The 15,530-nt window shown below is 59.0% G+C and carries 14 protein-coding genes; 9 read left to right on the top strand and 5 right to left on the bottom strand.

Annotation, left to right across the window (positions count from 1 at the left end; all coding sequences use genetic code 11):
- From WA354_RS14620 to WA354_RS14610, 3 genes are all read left to right on the top strand, one after another.
- On the top strand, nucleotides 1-1,008 hold a 1,008-nt coding region (locus WA354_RS14620), incomplete at its 5' end, for a hypothetical protein (RefSeq protein WP_472813754.1).
- A 42-nt stretch (nucleotides 1,009-1,050) separates the two neighbouring features.
- Nucleotides 1,051-1,824, top strand: a complete 774-nt coding sequence (locus WA354_RS14615) for a TlyA family RNA methyltransferase (RefSeq protein ID WP_472813753.1) — start codon at nucleotides 1,051-1,053, stop codon at nucleotides 1,822-1,824.
- Nucleotides 1,825-1,919: 95 nt separating this feature from the next.
- Nucleotides 1,920-2,777 carry an NAD(+)/NADH kinase gene (locus tag WA354_RS14610; RefSeq protein ID WP_472813752.1) on the top strand — a complete coding sequence of 286 codons (858 nt, stop codon included), beginning with the start codon at nucleotides 1,920-1,922 and terminating at the stop codon, nucleotides 2,775-2,777.
- A 72-nt stretch (nucleotides 2,778-2,849) separates the two neighbouring features.
- Here the strand turns inward: WA354_RS14610 and WA354_RS14605 are convergent, their stop codons facing one another.
- The 4 genes from WA354_RS14605 to WA354_RS14590 all read right to left on the bottom strand — a co-directional run bounded on the left by WA354_RS14605 (nucleotide 2,850) and on the right by WA354_RS14590 (nucleotide 8,755).
- Nucleotides 2,850-3,395: a hypothetical protein gene (locus tag WA354_RS14605; RefSeq protein WP_472813751.1), complete on the bottom strand. Its 546-nt coding sequence runs from the start codon at nucleotides 3,393-3,395 to the stop codon at nucleotides 2,850-2,852.
- A complete protein-coding gene (locus WA354_RS14600; protein ID WP_472813750.1) occupies nucleotides 3,392-5,296 on the bottom strand; it encodes a sensor histidine kinase in 1,905 nt (634 codons plus the stop codon). The genes WA354_RS14605 and WA354_RS14600 overlap by 4 nt, the downstream gene beginning before the upstream one ends.
- A gap of 133 nt (nucleotides 5,297-5,429) precedes the next feature.
- Nucleotides 5,430-6,830, bottom strand: coding sequence for a sigma-54-dependent transcriptional regulator (locus WA354_RS14595; protein ID WP_472813749.1), 1,401 nt, complete (start codon nucleotides 6,828-6,830; stop codon nucleotides 5,430-5,432).
- Between the two features lie 83 nt (nucleotides 6,831-6,913).
- The gene (locus WA354_RS14590; RefSeq protein ID WP_472813748.1) at nucleotides 6,914-8,755 is read right to left on the bottom strand and encodes an ABC-F family ATP-binding cassette domain-containing protein; all 1,842 of its coding nucleotides are present in this window, start codon (nucleotides 8,753-8,755) and stop codon (nucleotides 6,914-6,916) included.
- A 62-nt stretch (nucleotides 8,756-8,817) separates the two neighbouring features.
- Between WA354_RS14590 and WA354_RS14585 the strand changes: the two genes are divergently transcribed.
- A complete protein-coding gene (locus WA354_RS14585) occupies nucleotides 8,818-9,141 on the top strand; it encodes a rhodanese-like domain-containing protein (RefSeq protein ID WP_472813747.1) in 324 nt (107 codons plus the stop codon).
- Here the strand turns inward: WA354_RS14585 and WA354_RS14580 are convergent.
- Nucleotides 9,138-9,920 carry an acyloxyacyl hydrolase gene (locus WA354_RS14580; RefSeq protein ID WP_472813746.1) on the bottom strand — a complete coding sequence of 261 codons (783 nt, stop codon included), beginning with the start codon at nucleotides 9,918-9,920 and terminating at the stop codon, nucleotides 9,138-9,140. The genes WA354_RS14585 and WA354_RS14580 overlap by 4 nt on opposite strands.
- Nucleotides 9,921-10,120: 200 nt before the next feature.
- Between WA354_RS14580 and WA354_RS14575 the strand changes: the two genes are divergently transcribed.
- The 5 genes from WA354_RS14575 to WA354_RS14555 all read left to right on the top strand — a co-directional run.
- A complete protein-coding gene (locus tag WA354_RS14575; RefSeq protein WP_472813745.1) occupies nucleotides 10,121-11,491 on the top strand; it encodes a dipeptidase in 1,371 nt (456 codons plus the stop codon).
- On the top strand, nucleotides 11,488-12,171 hold the full coding sequence (gene mobA / locus WA354_RS14570) for a molybdenum cofactor guanylyltransferase (RefSeq protein WP_472813744.1): 684 nt from the start codon (nucleotides 11,488-11,490) through the stop codon (nucleotides 12,169-12,171). Before WA354_RS14575 ends, mobA begins: the two co-directional genes overlap by 4 nt.
- Nucleotides 12,172-12,175: 4 nt before the next feature.
- Nucleotides 12,176-13,087, top strand: a complete 912-nt coding sequence (locus WA354_RS14565) for an ABC transporter ATP-binding protein (RefSeq protein ID WP_472813743.1) — start codon at nucleotides 12,176-12,178, stop codon at nucleotides 13,085-13,087.
- A 521-nt stretch (nucleotides 13,088-13,608) separates the two neighbouring features.
- Nucleotides 13,609-15,126 carry a sugar transferase gene (locus tag WA354_RS14560; RefSeq protein ID WP_472813742.1) on the top strand — a complete coding sequence of 506 codons (1,518 nt, stop codon included), beginning with the start codon at nucleotides 13,609-13,611 and terminating at the stop codon, nucleotides 15,124-15,126.
- Between the two features lie 139 nt (nucleotides 15,127-15,265).
- On the top strand, nucleotides 15,266-15,530 hold a 265-nt coding region (locus WA354_RS14555), incomplete at its 3' end, for a nitrilase-related carbon-nitrogen hydrolase (RefSeq protein ID WP_472813741.1).

Below are 15,530 nucleotides of genomic sequence, written 5' to 3'. Positions count from 1 at the left end.
TGTGCAAGCTGCCACGAGATGGCCGCATACACAACCGCCGTCCACACTTCCGCGCACCGTACCGCCACGTGTCTCGATTGTCACGAAGCGAGCCTTGCCACCAAGCTGCGGCACATTCGCGTCCATCTCTTCTCGCGGCCTCCAGAGTCCATCCGTCTGCGCGACACCGACGTCTTCGCGATGACCACAAACTGCCAGAATTGCCATCAGCATGAATACGCATCCTGGCACGCAGGTCCTCACAGCGCCACCTACGCGCAGATCTTCGCCAATCCCGCGCACAACACCCAGCGCCGTCTGATGGACGATTGCCTCCGCTGCCATGGCATGCATTTCAGTGGCGCAGTCCGCGATCTTGTGCAGCCGCAGAACGCCACCGGACCGTGGCACATCACTCGCGCCAACTTTGCCGATGAACCTACGATGCCCTGCATAGCATGCCACCAGATGCATCGTGAGGGTCCCGTGCAATCAAGGCCTGCGGAGCGCATCTCTGCCACGCTCCCACTCGCAACAGATTCCCTTGCGATCTTTGACCGCCGCGAACAAATGCACTTTGCCGTAAGGCTGCTTTCGCTTCCGCAACTGTCAGAAGGTGCACGCGCAGTGAAAATCAGTCCCGACCAGCGCCAGGCGCTCTGTTATCAGTGCCACGCACCGCGCCAACCTGACACCGCCACCGTCGCGGCTGCAAATCACTGGGGTCCTCAGATCGGATCGGGCGACGACCGCACCCCCGTCGGCGTCCACGAGGGCATCAGTTGCCTCGCCTGCCACACCGGACACAATGAGAACGCCTCCGCCTCCTGCAAAACCTGTCATCCGCAAATGTCCCACTGCGGCATCGACGTCGAGAAGATGGATACGACCTTCGCCAGCGCCAAAAGCCCCCACAACATCCACTGGGTCCGCTGCGCCGACTGCCATCAGCACGGCATCCCGAAAATCAAGACATCCGTCCAGAATACGCAAAAGATGTCCCACGGCGAAGCGAGTGGGTCAGAGTAAAGACCGCTTCTCCAGCCGAAATTGCTAATCTGAATCTGCGCCTTGCCCACTCCATCCAAAACCCGCATCGACGTCCTCCTCCTAGACCGAGGCCTCGTTCAGAGCCGCGAACGAGCCCGCGCCCTCATCCTCGCCGGCCGGGTGCTCGCCAACGAGCAGAAGATCGACAAGCCTGGCGCTTCCATCGCATCCGATTCCGCCATCCGCCTCCTCGGCGATGACATGCCCTATGTCAGCCGCGGCGGCCTCAAGCTCCAGGCGGCTCTTGATCACTGGAAAATTGATGTAGCCGACCGCGCATGTCTCGACATCGGCGCCTCCACCGGCGGCTTCACCGACTGCCTTCTTCAGCGCGGCGCAGCCCATGTAACCGCCGTCGATACCGGCTTCGGACAGATCGCCATGAAACTCCGCAACGACTCGCGTGTTCGCCTCGTTGAACGCACCAATGCCCGCTTTCTCGCTCCCGGCGCACTTGCCGAGCCCGGCCAGCCCGCCCTCACCCTGCTCGTGATGGACGTCTCCTTTATATCCGCGACGCTCCTGCTCGCCCCGGTCTTCGCCGCTGCGCCCGCGCTTACTGAAGCTGTCATTCTCGTCAAACCGCAGTTCGAAGCCGGCCGCGGCAACGTCGGCAAAGGCGGTATCGTCCGCGACCCCGAAGTCCACAAACTCGCCATCGAAAAGGTCACAAACGCCGCCACTCAACTCGGCTGGAAAGTCATAGAGGTAATTCCATCCCCCATCACAGGCACCGAAGGCAACAAGGAGTTCTTGCTTTACGCGCAATCGGCGACCGAATCGCTGGGAATCTGAAGGGTTTCGCTCAGAGCTCTTTGATCGCACCGGTGCTTCTGAGCACTGACCACTGTCCACTGTTCACTGACCGTGATCCGTTACACTGAGACCGCATGACTTGCGTAGCAATCGTCAGTAAGCCGCGAAAGCAGGAGCTCGCCCAGTTGCTTCCCGAACTGATCGATTGGCTCTGCAAGCACAACTACAAGCCGCTTCTCGATGTCGAAGGCGCGACCTACACGGATGCCGCCCCTGCCGTTGATCGCTCCGACCTGCCCGCGCACCACCCGCAACTGGTCATCGTGCTCGGCGGCGATGGAACGTTGCTCTCCGTTGCCCGCATCTTCGCCGCAACCGGTACGCCCATCCTCAGCGTCAATCTCGGCTCTCTTGGGTTCCTTACTGAAGTGCGCCTGGGTGCGCTCTATGAGACCCTCGAAAGCTGGTGCGAGAACTGCCATACGCTCGACGCGCGCACCATGTTGCACTCTGAAGTCATCCGCGACGGCTCGACCGTCAAAGTATTCGAAGCCTTGAACGAAGTCGTCGTCTCCAAAGGCGACATTGCGCGTATGGGCGAATTTGCCGTTGAGCTCGACGGTAAGAAAGTTGCGCGCTTCCGTGCCGACGGCGTCATTGTCTCCACACCCACAGGTTCCACGGCCTACACACTCGCCGCCAACGGTCCAATACTCACGCCGGACGTCGATGCGCTCGTTGTCACGCCTATCTGTCCGCACCTGCTTACCCTGCGTCCTATCGTTGTGCGCGGAGACGCGAGCCTCACCGTCCGCGTTGAGGGCGTCCCCACGCAATGCCTGCTCACTGTCGATGGCCAGATCGGATTCGAGCTTCACCTTGGCGATGAAGTCCGCTGTCGGCGCTCCGATTACACGGTCAACCTGGTACGCCTCAGCGAAAGCGGCTTCTTCGACGCTCTCCGCAGCAAGCTGAGCTGGGGCGAACGATAGACGCACCGCAGATAGCGTGATACGCCTTAGCTGCGATTCATTGGAAAATTAAGGGAAGGGAATTGGACAGCGCTACGGATGCAGTTCGTCCAGCACTGCCTTCGCCTTGGCAGCCAGTGTGCGAGCTCCATCCACGTCGCCTGCTGTCAGCGCCTCGCGCGCCTGCTTCAGGAACTCGCGAATCTGCGCTGCCGTCTTCTGCTCCTGGTCACTCAGCTTTCGCGTGATTCCGTTCAGGGTCTTCTCGGTCGAAGCAATCAAGTCATCCGTCTGCTGCCGCACGTTCGGTGGATCGCCGGTCGAAAGCGGTCCGATCGCCGAGAGTGCAGACGTTCCGTTCGAAGCGACTTGCGTATTGGTGTTTGCCGGTTTCTTGTGCTTTGGTGGCTTCTTCACCGGCTCCGGCGGCGGTGTGATCTCCTGTGGCTGAATCTGCACAGGTGTCGTTACCTCCGGCGGAGGCAGATTCGTCGGTGCAGGCTCGGGCTTTGGTGGCGTGTCTTCGATTGGGGGCGCGAGCGGCTGATTCTGCGCGACCTGGGTCTTGTGAAAGCACCCGGTCAGCAGCAGCGGCAACAGCCACGCAGCGATCTTAGCGCTCCTGGCGCTCAACTTCATGTTTCCAACCCCTTTGTTTCTTCCACACTTGCCGGTTGCGGATGCCGGCGTCCCCATTCCGTGGCTGCGAGTGGAATGCGCAGGGAGAATTCTGTGCCACGGCCTACCTTCGATTGTACGTCGACGCTCCCGTGGTGCAATTGCAAAATACGGTATGTCATTGCCAGCCCAATACCGCTGCCGCCGCTCTTCGTCGTGAAATAAAGGTCGAAAATCTTCTCCCGAATCTCCGGCGGAATTCCCGTCCCCTCATCGGTAATCCGCAAGACTGCCATCTTGCGATCCTCTTCCAGCGTGACCCGCAGCGCCCCGCCATCCGGCATAGCCTGCGCGCCGTTCAGAATCACGTTGATCGCCGCCTGCTTCAGCAGATCCGCATCCACATTCACAATCAGTGGGTGCGCAGGCAGACGGCCCTCCAGCTTTACATTGCGTGTTGAGAGCTCTTCATCCGCCAGGGCCAGAACGTCGCCGATCACCGTGCATAGATCCTGCTCCTGCAGCCGCAACTCCACTGGCCTTGAGAAGTCGACCAGCGTCTGCACCACGCGATCTAAACGGTGAATCTCCGCATCGATCACTTCCAGGTGCCGCGTCGCAGGCGCCTGGTCACCACCCAGCTTGTTCTTCAGCAGTTCAAGATGCACCACAATGGCGTTGATGGGATTCTTGACCTCGTGGCCCACGCCGGCCGTCAACCTGCCGATCGCTGCCATGCGCCGTGAGAGCTCCAATTCCGACTCGATCTGCTCCACTGATTCAAGGTCGTGCAAGGTCACCAGAGCGCCGAGACCCATCCGTGTATGGTCGTCGTAGATGAAGTCCACCGATGCCTGGATGCGACGCCCCGTTTCGGTATGGACCTCTTCCTGCACCAGCGTGACCCCAGCGTCGAAAGCCTCGCGAAGCGTTCTTCCCAGCACCGTGGAATTATCGAAGATTTCACGTGCCTGCAAACCAAGGATGTTGTCACTCTCGATGTGGAGGAAGCGCTGCGCCGCCTCAGACACAAGCACCGCCCGCCCATCCCCTGTAAACAGCAGGATTCCGTCCTGAAGGTTTCCAAGAACCTGGTCGAGATTTTCCTTCAGGGCAGAGAAGACCTCCTCCACGTTGCGCATGCGTTGCCCAATCTGCTCGATCTTCGTTGATACCCTTTCCGCAGTGTCGAGCCTCGGTTGCTCGCCTCCCTGGGGGACACTCTCCACCGGGGTAGGATTCCAGTAATCCAGTTGCATACTGATCTCTTCCAGCGGCCGCAGCGCCAGGTTGCTCAACAGAAAGGCCGCAACCAGCGCCGTTCCTGCCGCAAAGGCCATCAGCGTAAAAGCCTCCTTCAGCGAAGGCTCATAAACCGCCTGCAACAGGGTTGTTCGCACACCCACATGAACGCTCAGGAAAGGTTGGCCGTTACTATCCTCCGGCACCGCGATGTCAAACACTTTCACCGGCCCATAGATCTCACGCATCTTGGTGATCGGACCGGCGGCAAGCAATTCACTGTACTTCGGCCGCCACGGCAACAACTTGCCCTCATTGTCCGGAAACGTGCTCAACAGGACGCGTGATTGCCTGTCCACAATGTTGACGTCGTATTCGGTCGGGGAAGACATGTTGGCCGAGTCCAGAGTGGCGTCAAGAAATTCGCTGTTCTTGATCGCAGCTTGAACCAGTTCCTGCAGTTTTTCCTTGTCGTTGGGATCGACTGTCTGGTCTTTCAGCCCTTCAAGCAGAGCGTTATGCAGGGCAAAGCGCACCTGGTTGGCCACCATTCGATTCGAATCGTATGACTGCTGTATCGCCGCAGCTACCAGGTGACTCACATACACCAGCGACAGTAATCCGGCGATCAGGAATACCAGACCTGTAATCGCCAGCACGAGTTTTGTCTTTAGTCGCATTGTTCACGTACACAAGCTGTCAAAAGCCACTCTGATGCCAAAACAGCACGTGAGAGGCTTCGACCAAATCGCGTTTCAGAGTTGCGCGGAAATGAATCAGGCACTCATCAGCGCACTTCGCCCTGCCGCCAGCTCACGCCGCCGGATCCTCCCGCGAGTGGCTGTATTCCTTCAGCTTGTTGTGCAGCGTCTTCAGGCTTACACCCAGAATCTCCGCCGCACGCGTCTTATTCTGTCCTGTCGACTCAAGCGTTCGCAGAATCAGCATCCGCTCTGCTTCATCCACCGTCGTCCCCACGCGCACCGGCACCACGTTGGCATCGGTTACCCGCGCCGCCACCGGCAGCTGTGGAGTACCGAACGTTCGCGGCAGATGCGACGCGTCCAGCGGAACCCCATCCGGGCAAAGAATCACTGCGCGTTCAATCGTATTGCGCAGTTCGCGCGCATTTCCCGGCCAGTCATACGCCAGCATCCGATCAAGAATCTGATCCGACAAGCCCGAAACATGCCGCGTGTGCTTCTGATTCATCTCGTGCACCATGGCTTCTGCCATTACTTGCAGGTCTTCCATGTGTTCCCGCAACGGCGGCATATGAATATGAAACACGTTCAGCCGATAGAACAAATCTGCGCGCAGATGCCCATGCGTCACGGCATCCTGCGGATCGCGATTCGTCGCAGCGAGCACACGCACATCCACATCCTGCTCTGCGCGGGCACCAAGCCTGCGCAGTTTTCGCTCTTCGAGGACCCGCAGCAGTTTAGCCTGCGTGCCGATCGGCATCTCGCCCAGTTCATCCAAAAGCAGAGTTCCGCCCGTTGCCAATTCAAAGCAACCGGCTCGCCGTTCCACTGCGCCTGTAAACGCGCCCTTCTCGTGTCCGAAGATTTCGCTCTCAATCAGCGTCTCAGGAATCGCCGCGCAGTTCACTGCCAGAAACGGTCGCCCTTTCCGCGGACTCAGGTCGTGCAATGTTCGGGCCACCATCTCTTTCCCGGTACCGCTCTCGCCCGTAATCAGCACCGAAACATTCGAAGGCGCAATCTGCTCAATCAGTGCAAATATCTCCCTCATGGCCTTCGAACTGCCTACCATGGTGCCGAGGATGCCCGTATTCCTCAACTGCCTTCGAGTTACCTCCAACTCAATCTCTGTGGCGCGCTGCCGCGTCGCATTCGTCAGAATTGACCTCAAACGCGCAGCGTCCACCGGTTTCTGCAGAAAATCGTACGCACCCAGTTTCATCGCATCCACCGCCAGTTGGATCGATCCTTGCGCCGTCAGCAGCACCACCGCGACATTTGAGTGTGCGTCTTCGGCGATCTTGGTCAGCAGGCCGATGCCATCCATGCGCGGCATCTTCAAGTCCGTGACCACAATTGCCGGACTCCAGGCGAGCGCCTTCTCCCAGCCTTCGACTCCATCGCGCGCCGTCTCGGTCTGGTATCCCCATCCGGAGATCAGCTCTGCCAGACCCATCAGGGCATGGGGTTCGTCTTCGACAATCAAAACTTTCACCGGATTGGCCATATCATCTTTCGATGTAATTGTTTCGCTCAGTGTCGTCGAAGTTCGTCTTTCCCTTTGACCCAGTTTGCGCGCCTGCACACAGTTTAGACTGCCTTATTGGTCAATTCGGCCCATCGGGCGTACAGTGTGTCGTTTTCTTCCTGCGCCGATTCCAGGTCGCCCAAGGCTGCCTGCAAGGCCACAGCGTCTGACGCAATTGCGGGGTCTTCCACCCGGGCCCGCGCTGCAGCCAGGCGCGCGTCACTCTCCTCCACTCTCTGTTCAATTACCGCAAACTCCCGCGCCTCCAGGTAAGATAGCTTTTTCTTCGACGGCTTTTGAGCATCTGCCTCCTCCGCCGAAGTCCCTTTCACACCCCTGATCCCTGACCCCTGATCTCTGCCTGGTGCTCCATCGCCCCGAATCTCTGTTCTCTCTTCCGCAAGCCACTGCTCCCACTGGCCATAATCCGCGAACAACCCGATGTGTCCCTCGCCATCCAGCCCCACCACCGTCGAGGCCACCCGATTCAGCAGATAGCGATCGTGCGTTACCAGCACCAGCGCTCCCGGAAACTCCAGCAGGTTCTCCTCCAGAATCTCCAGCGTCGGAATATCCAGATCGTTCGTAGGCTCATCCAGCAGCAACACATCAGCCGGCTCCAGCATAAGCTTCGCAATCAGGACGCGCGCCCGCTCGCCGCCGCTCAAATTCCGCACCGGCTGATTCAATTGCTCGCTCGTAAACAGAAACCGAGCCGCCCAGCTCGCCACATGCACATTCCGCCCCTGGTATACGAGTCCATCGCCCTCGGGAGCGAGAGCCCGCCGCAGCGTCAGGTTCTCATCCAGCTCGCGCATCTGGCTGAAGTACACCAGCCGCAGCGTATCCGCCCGCCGAATGCTGCCTTCAGCCGGCTCCAGTTCGCCCCGCAGCAGCCGCAGAAACGTGGTCTTCCCGCTCCCGTTCGGCCCCACCAGGCCTACTTTTGACCCGGCCGTGAGAACGAATTTCAATCCGCTGAAGAGCCTGCGCCCGCCAATATCGCAGGCCACGTCGTTGAATTCCACGAGCCGCTTCGTTTTGCGCTGAGTCGCCTCAAAATCTATCCCCGCCGTGTTGTCCGTAGTCCGCGAATCCATCGCCGCCAGCTGCCCGATCATCTCGTTTGCCGTGTCGATCCGCGCCTTCGATTTCGTTGTCCGTGCCTTCGGCCCGCGGCGGAGCCACTCGATCTCGGTCCGCACCCGGTTGCGCAAGCTTTCCTGCTGCTTGCTCTGCGATTCCAGGTACGCTTCTCGCTCCTCGAGAAACCGGCTGAAGTTACCCCTCACGCGGAACAGCCCCTCCGCATACACCCGGTTCAGCTCAATAATCTCGCTCGAGGTTGCTTCAAGAAAGTAGCGGTCGTGGCTCACCGTGACCACCGCAAAATCCGCCGCGGCCAAAAGCTCCTCAAGCCACTCGATCCCAGCAAGGTCCAGATGGTTCGTTGGCTCATCCAGCAGCAGCACATCGGGATGGCTTACCAGCGCCTCCACAATCGCCAGCCGCTTGCGCCACCCGCCCGACAGCGATGCCGCCTCTGCATCGAGATCGTAAAAGCCAGCTCGCCCCGAAAGTTCGCGCAGCCGGCCCTCGTGTTCATTCTCATTCACGTGCGCCGCACTCAGCGCGGACTCCAGCACCTGCCGCACGCTCAACCCGGCTTCAAATTGCGAGTCCTGCGGAACATAGGCAGCCCGCGCACGCTTCCGCACCGCCAGATCGCCAGAATCGGGCTCAACCGCCCCCGCCAGAATCGCGAGCAGCGTCGATTTTCCAGCCCCGTTCGGGCCGATCAGCCCAATACGCGAGCCGTCCTCCACGGTGAATGAAATGTCCTTGAAAAGAGGCTTGGCCCCAAACTGCTTCGTGATCGTCTGTGCATTCAAAATCGGCGGCATCTCTTCAAGACTACTTTCCCCGGACTGTTTCAGCGACCCGCCCGTCCCACTAAACTGTTCTCATGCTCGAATACGAAATCTCCTCCGCCGACACCGCCGCTCTTCTCAGCGAAAACAAGACCCGCCTCATCGATGTCCGCGAGCCGTGGGAATACTCCACCGCCCACATCGAACCCAGCACCCTCATGCCCATGGGCGATGTCCCCGCGCGCGCCCATCAGGAGCTCGATCCCGAAGAGCACATCACAGTTCTCTGCCATCACGGCCAACGCTCCCTGAACGTCACCGCATGGCTTCGCAACCAGGGTTTCGAAAATGTGCAGTCCCTCCGCGGCGGTATCGACGCATGGTCGGCTGAAGTTGACCCGAAGGTCCCGCGCTACTAGCGCCCGAACGCGTACGTCACCTGGAATACCCCGCTGTCAATGCCCGGATTCGTGTCGGCGGTGTCGTGGTTCGAAATATGGTGATAGCGATAATCGGCGCGGATCGACCGGCTGTTCGATTGATAGAACTCCAAACCGGCACCCAGGTCGAATGTGAAATTGAATGACCCCGCGTAGTCGATCGGAATCGGCTGCGAGCTGTACATGTATCCACCATGCCCTATCACGACCGGTTGCAGCCTGTGCCGTGGCCGGAAGTTCCATTGAAAGCCGACCGGAGAAAATGCTTCGCCCACGGTCCACGTCCGTTCGCAGGTCGTCGACACCGTCCCGCTGAACGTTACGCCATTCGGAAGCGTGTCTGAATAGCTCTCGCTGCTCGCCACACACGCCGCCGACTGCCGGAAATTTGATACGAAGACCTGCGTCGTTGGGGTCTGCTGGCTATCTACGATATGAGTTACCGGGTCGCTTTCCAATGCCACGGGCAGCAACTCCGCGCTGTATTGCCAGTTCGCAATCGATCCCAGCTTTAATCTGCGGTTATAGGCAACGCCGATCTCCAGAAGCTTGCGATTCTGCGCATAGCCCAACACAAAGTGGCTCGAGTCTCCGGAATACGCTGCAAACACCCCGAATGTATTCACGCGTGCATATAAAGGTTTTTCCGGTTTTGTCTGCGCCGCTGCAGAGCCTCCCCATCCCAAAAGCACGACTGAAACTGCGAAAGACAGGCTGCGGACAAGATCCACCAGGCATACACAGTCGCGTTTTGGCAAGAGAATAGTCCCTTCAGTCGATTGGAGTTCAGCATAGCGCCTACAACCGGTCTCATAGATGGCGAGACGGCCGCTAACTGGCAGCATGGGACCCAACAACAAGGCGGGTCCCAGGTCCTGAGCGAGTCCATGAACTCGGCTAAGGGGACCGGTTCTATACTCTTCTTTGACTGAAACATCCGCCCTTGAGGAGCGATATCATGTCTTCGTCCGCTGTAAGTTTTGCAACCCGGAATCACGCGCGATTCCTGGGTGAATTGAAAGACCTTCTGCGCATTCCTTCCATATCTACACTCCCAGAACACAAAGACGACTGCCGTCGCGCCGCCGAATTTCTGGCATCCGAACTCAAGCGCATCGGAATGGAAAACGTCCGTCTCATCGCCACTTCAGGCCACCCGCTCGTCTACGCCGAGTGGCTTCACGCCTCGTCGAAGCCAACCGTCCTCATCTACGGCCACTACGACGTCCAGCCCGCCGACCCCATCGACGAATGGCTCTCGCCCCCCTTTGAGCCCGCTGAACGCAACGGCAACATCTACGCCCGCGGCGCCGTCGATGACAAAGGCCAGGTCTGGATGCAGGTCAAAGCTCTCGAAGCTTTACTCGCCGCCAACAAAACTCTGCCTCTCAACGTCCGCGTCCTCTTCGAAGGTGAAGAAGAAGTGGGAGGGGAGGGAATTGCCGAGTACGTCGCATCCAAGCCTGCCAACCTCAAAGCAGACTTCGCCCTCGTCTCCGACACCGAACTCTTCGCTCCCGGCCTGCCCACTCTTTGCGTCGGTCTGCGCGGCATGATCTACACCGAGATCGAAGTCCGCGGCGCCAAGACCGACCTCCACTCCGGCATGTACGGCGGCGCAGCCCCCAATCCGTTCACCGCCATTGCGCAAATCATCGCCCGTCTCAAAGACGACAACGGCCACATCCTCATCCCCGGCTTCTACGACGACATCATTCCCCCCAGCCCTGAAGAGCTCGCCGCTTGGAAGAGTCTGCCCTTCGACGAAGAGCATTACCGCATGGCCGAAGTTGGCTCACGCCAGCTCGTGGGCGAAAGCGGTTACAGCGTCCTCGAACGCACCTGGGCTCGTCCGACGCTCGATGTCCACGGAATCCCCGGCGGCTTTACCGGCGCTGGCGCAAAGACGGTCATCCCCGCCAAGGCTGTCGCCAAGGTCTCCATGCGACTTGTTCCGGGCATGACCCCCACCAGGGCTTTCGCTCAGTACAAGAGCTATATCGAAAAGATCGCCCCCGTTGGCGTAGACGTTGATGTCCGCCTCATCCACTCCGGCGACCCCTGCCTCATCCCGGTGAACAACAAGTACATCCAGGCCGCCACGCACGCCCTGCACGAAGTCTGGGGTAAAGACACCGTGTTCATCCGATCCGGCGGATCCATTCCCATCGTCGGCGACTTCGACCGCCACCTCGGCCTGCCCAGTGTGATGATGGGATTTGGCCTCCCCGACGACAACATCCACGCCCCCAATGAGAAGTTCAGTCTTCAAAACTTCGAGCTGGGAATTCGCTCCCTGATCCGATTCCTGGAGGAGGCAGGCCATTGAGCTTGCCCCGCACCGGCACCGACAATGCGACCGCCGACGGATTCATCCTCGCCGGCGGTCGGTCTACCCGCATGGGCCAGGACAAATCCCTCATCCCCCTCGCCGGCATTCCCCTGGTCCAGCACGCCCTCACCATCCTCCGCTCTGCTGGATTCGAACCCCGCATCGCAGGTGCAATCAACGATCTTTCCGTTTTCGCCCCCACGTTGCCTGACGATCCCTCCCCATCCGGCCTCGGACCCCTTGCCGGCATCTGCTCTGCACTCGCATCCAGCGCCGCCCAATTTGCGGTGTTTCTCCCCATCGACCTGCCGCTTTTACCCGCTTGTCTTATCGACTATCTTTTTCATCGCGCCATCGTAACCGAGTCCGCGATCACTGCGGTCTCCATTGCCGGCTTCATCCAGACCTTCCCGGTCGTGGTCCACCGCGCCGGACTCCCCATTCTCCAGTCCAGCCTTCGTTCCAGCGATCGCAATTGCCTCCGTGCCTTCCGCGCCGCAGCCGATGCCCTCGCCAGGCCCTTCTCCATCCAGCCTCTCGAAATGCTCGTTCAATCCGGCCAGGTCTCGCATCCGCAGGGTTTTCCGGTAACCGACTGGTTTCTTAACCTCAACTCCCCCCGGGACCTCGAACGCGCTGAAACCCTCCTCGCCCAAAAGCATCTTCAAGTAAGCTGATTCCGTGGCCACATCCGACCCCAGTCCCAAAAACCCCACCGATCCTGCTTCGGATCCATCGATCCCCGAGGTTCCAGAGATCCCCGAGGTTCCCGAACTCTCCAGCGACGTGCTGGCCGACATCGTAGGCGACAAGGCCGAGCCAGTCGAAGAAGAGCAGACCAGCTGGCCCCTGATCTCGTTCAGCCATGTCTCGCTATGGTTCGGCGATCGCAAGGTCCTCGATAACGTCAGCTTCGTCGTCAACCGCGGTGAAACCCTCTGCATCCTCGGCCGCAGCGGCGTCGGCAAGTCGGTTTCGCTCAGGATTCTTATGGGCTTCCTCAAGCCTCAGGTGGGCTCCATCCGTTTCGATGGTCTTGAGATTAATGGCTATACCGAAGACGAAATGCAGGCCGTGCGCAGGCGTATCACCATGGTTTTTCAGAACGGCGCACTCTTTGACTCGCTCACCGTCCGCGAAAACGTGGCATTTCCCCTGCGCGAACGTGGCGGCCAGGAGGAAGACCAGGTGCTGAAGGTCGTTGATCGGCTCCTCAACCTCGTCGGCGCTGAGGACGTATCTGAATCGTTACCTGCCAGCCTGTCCACTGGCCGCCGCCGCGCCGTCGCCATGGCACGCGCGCTCGCCTCGCAACCTGAAGTCGTCCTGTACGACGAACCCACCACCATGGTCGATCCCATCATCGCCCGAAGGCTCGGTGGTCTCATCCAGAGGCTGAAGCAACAGCTTGGATTTACAAGCATTGTCGTCACTCATGACATGCGCTTCGCCGAGCGTCTCGCGGATACTGTCCTGTTTCTTCATGAGGGGCGCGCGGCATTCTTCGGCCCCCTCAAAGACTTCATGGCATCCCCTGATCCCAATATCCAGCAGTTTCTTACGCTCGATGCATATGTGATACCTTCGGCTTAAGGAATTGATGACTTTATAACGAGTCTTCCTGCATAATTTACTTGCAAGCGATCCTCCCAAGTCGAGCTCGAGCGGGAATTAAAAATTCAGAATGAGATTCCCCGGTCGTGAGGAAATCCCCGATTAGCCGAACCTTGCACCTTCTTCTTGTCTCGTTGCCTTGAAAATTGAATCCGCACTTGGCAAACAGTGAAGTGGTATCTCCGAAGATACGGCTTGAGTCGTATCCTTGCGGGTCACCCGGTTCAGCGTTCGACTCAACTAAGTTGTTTAAGATCATGGAAATGCGAGAAGAGAATCCGTGAGCGGCAAGAAAATGAAGATGGAATCGAATCGTGAGAAGCTGAGGTCAGGAATGGAGGAATTGGGCGCGGTCCGAAGGCAACCTTCCGCAAGACGAGTTGCGTCCAACCGTTAGCTTCAATCTGCTCCAGATCTTCGACACTTCTACTCTGCTCAACTCAACTGAAACCCCTCTACTTTCCCAATGAGTTTGAACTTCTGAGGTTTGCGGAAGACATATGGCGACATCGGATTTCTGGCAACGAGTTTCCGCCTCGGTCGCACCCCCGTCTGACTGGGTGGCAGACTCAACTGCGGGCTCGTCCCGCAGTTCCCAGGGCAAGGTCAAGCTTTGGATGTTGGTCGATTTCATCACGATCCTCGCTTCTGCCGGCATCGCCACTATCTACGAGCGTCACACAGGCCCCGTCGTCGGAGCACGTGCTTTTTACCATGGAACCCTCTTCAACGGTCGTTCGATGTGGATCCTGCTCGCGATGCTTTTCGGATTCACGACCGTCCTGGTCGTAACCAGCCGCCGGCTGAATCTCTACTCGCCCACCCGTCTGAACTCCTTCCTGAATGAACAGAGGCTCACCGTGCAGGTCTGCTTCACCTCCGGCCTCCTGCTCACTGGAACCCTGTATCTGCTTCGCGCCGAAGACATCCCGCGGGGCATAGTTATCCTGACGCTGATTCTGGTCACGGTTTCCCTGTGCCTGCGGCGCCTCATCTACCGCACCCTGCTCTACCGTAGATTCGAGCGCGGCCAGGATACCCGCAATGTCCTCATTGTCGGCACCGGACCCGAAGCTCACGCTCTTCGTCATCACCTCGAGAGAATCCGCCACCTCGGCTACACCTTCAAAGGTTTCATTGAATTCCCCAATTCCTCGCCGCAAATGATATCTTCCAGCGGTGACGTCGTCGGAACCCTCGACACGCTCTTCCAGCTCGCGCGCAAGCAGTTCGTCGACGAAATCTTTTTCACCACTCCGTGTGAGCGCAGCATTGTCCAGGATGTGCTGGAGAAATCCCGCATGCACGGCGTCGATCTGCGCGTGGTTCCCGATCTCTACGCTGGCCTGGCCTGGAACAGCCCCATCGAGTACATTGGCCAATTTCCAACCATTCCCCTGCACCGCGGCCAGGTTCCGGAACTCGGCTTCATCTTCAAGCGTGTGCTAGATGTCATCTTTTCCATCCTGTTCTTTTTGATTCTTTCGCCCTTTCTCATCGTCATCGCCATCGCCATCAAGCTTGAGTCCCATGGACCTGTCTTCTACGCCTCCGAGCGCATCGGCAAAAAGGGTCGCGTCTTCCGCTGCTACAAGTTCCGCACCATGGTGCGCGATGCGGAAAAGCGTCGCACCGAAATCATGCACATGAACGAGCGTGACGGCGTGCTCTTCAAGATCACCAATGATCCGCGCATCACCCGGCTCGGCCGCATTCTCCGCAAGTATTCTCTCGACGAGTTGCCGCAATTCTTCAATGTCCTTCGTGGCGACATGAGTGTCGTCGGACCGCGTCCCCCCATCGCCAGCGAAGTCATGGAGTACAAGCCCAGCCATCTCCGCCGTCTCGATGTCACCCCCGGCATCACCGGTCTCTGGCAGGTGCAGGGCCGCCGCGATCCCTCGTTTGACAGCTACGTCTCCCTCGACGTGGCCTACATCGAAAAATGGAACCTCTGGCTCGATCTCAAGATCATCCTCCGCACCATCGGCGTAGTCTTCTCCGGCACTGGCACCTGAACCCGCGAAATCCATCTGCAGATCTTCATCGCATCCGCTACGCTAACTTGCTGACCCGCTATCGGCGCGAAGCGCCGTTGACCCGCTAAACCAGCAGCGAAATCCCTATCCCTGGCGCCTGCTGCATTAAACTGGAAGAGTGAACATCGCACTGGCCCAGATCAACCCCACGGTCGGGGATTTCACCGGCAATCTTGAAAAAATCATGGCGGTTACCCGTCGCGCCGCCGAACAGGGCGCCCGCCTCACCGTCTTTTCAGAACTGGCTATCTGCGGTTACCCTCCCGCCGACTTTCTCGAGAAACCAAGCTTCCTTGAGCGCTGCCGCAAGGCCGTCGATCAACTCGCCGCAGCCACGCGTGACCTTCCCACCGCCCTCGTCGCAGGCGTCGCTTTGCCCGCAC

Source organism: Occallatibacter sp., assembly GCF_049802275.1.
Classification (GTDB): Bacteria; Acidobacteriota; Terriglobia; order Terriglobales; family Acidobacteriaceae; genus Telmatobacter.
The sequence above is the reverse complement of the archived record's forward strand: the minus strand, read 5'-3'. Positions and strand labels throughout refer to the sequence as shown.